This is a genomic window from Actinomadura chibensis NBRC 106107 (genome assembly GCF_001552135.1).
Lineage (GTDB): Bacteria > Actinomycetota > Actinomycetes > Streptosporangiales > Streptosporangiaceae > Spirillospora > Spirillospora chibensis.
On the sequence record NZ_BCQP01000126.1, the window covers coordinates 1 to 1,161 of the forward strand.

Below are 1,161 nucleotides of genomic sequence, written 5' to 3' on the forward strand. Positions count from 1 at the left end.
CGCGGGTGAAGGCGAGGACGGAGGGGTTGGAGGCGGAGAGTTCGACGTAGGAGCCGACGCCGAAGACGGGGTGGCGTTGGCGGATTTCGATCATTTTGCGGGTCCAGTGGAGCAGGGATCCGGGGTTGTTGGTCTGGGCTTCGACGTTGACGGCTTGGTAGCCGTAGATGGGGTCCATGATGACGGGGAGGTAGAGGCGGGCGGGGTCGCAGTGGGAGAAGCCGGCGTTGCGGTCGGGGGTCCATTGCATGGGGGTGCGGACGGCGTCGCGGTCGCCGAGCCAGATGTTGTCGCCCATGCCGATTTCGTCGCCGTAGTACAGGACGGGTGAGCCGGGGAGGGAGAGCAGGAGGGCGGTGAAGAGTTCGAGTTGGTTGCGGTCGTTGTCCAGGAGGGGGGCCAGGCGGCGGCGGATGCCGATGTTGGCTTTCATGCGGGGGTCTTTGGCGTATTCGGTGTACATGTAGTCGCGTTCTTCGTCGGTGACCATCTCCAGGGTGAGTTCGTCGTGGTTGCGGAGGAAGATTCCCCATTGGCAGGATTCGGGGATTTTGGGGGTTTGGGCCATGATTTCGGAGATGGGGTAGCGCTGTTCGCGGCGGACGGCCATGAAGATGCGGGGCATGACGGGGAAGTGGAAGGCCATGTGGCATTCGTCGCCGCCGGTGGCGGGGTCGCCGAAGTATTCCACGACGTCGGCGGGCCATTGGTTGGCTTCGGCGAGCAGGACGCGGTCGGGGTAGAGGCGGTCGATCTCGGCGCGGACGCGTTTGAGGTAGGCGTGGGTTTCGGGGAGGTTTTCGCAGGTGGTGCCTTCGCGGGCGTACAGGTAGGGGACGGCGTCCAGGCGGAAGCCGTCGATGCCGAGGTCGAGCCAGAAGCGCAGGACTTCGAGCATGGCGTCTTGGACGTGGGGGTTGTCGTAGTTGAGGTCGGGTTGGTGGGAGAAGAAGCGGTGCCAGTAGTACTGGCCGCGGACGGGGTCGTAGGTCCAGTTGGAGGTTTCGGTGTCGATGAAGATGATGCGGGCGTCGGGGTATTTGGTGTCGGTGTCGTCCCACATGTAGAAGTCGCCGTAGGGGCCGGTGGGGTCGGTGCGGGAGGCCTGGAACCAGGGGTGTTGGTCTGAGGTGTGGTTCATGACCAGGTCGGCGATGACTC

1 protein-coding gene is annotated in these 1,161 nt (G+C 64.3%); it reads right to left on the reverse strand.

The window, feature by feature from the left end; all coding sequences use genetic code 11:
- The coding region (treS, locus tag ACH01S_RS41725) for a maltose alpha-D-glucosyltransferase (protein ID WP_067905865.1) at positions 1–1,161 on the reverse strand (1,161 nt) is incomplete at both ends.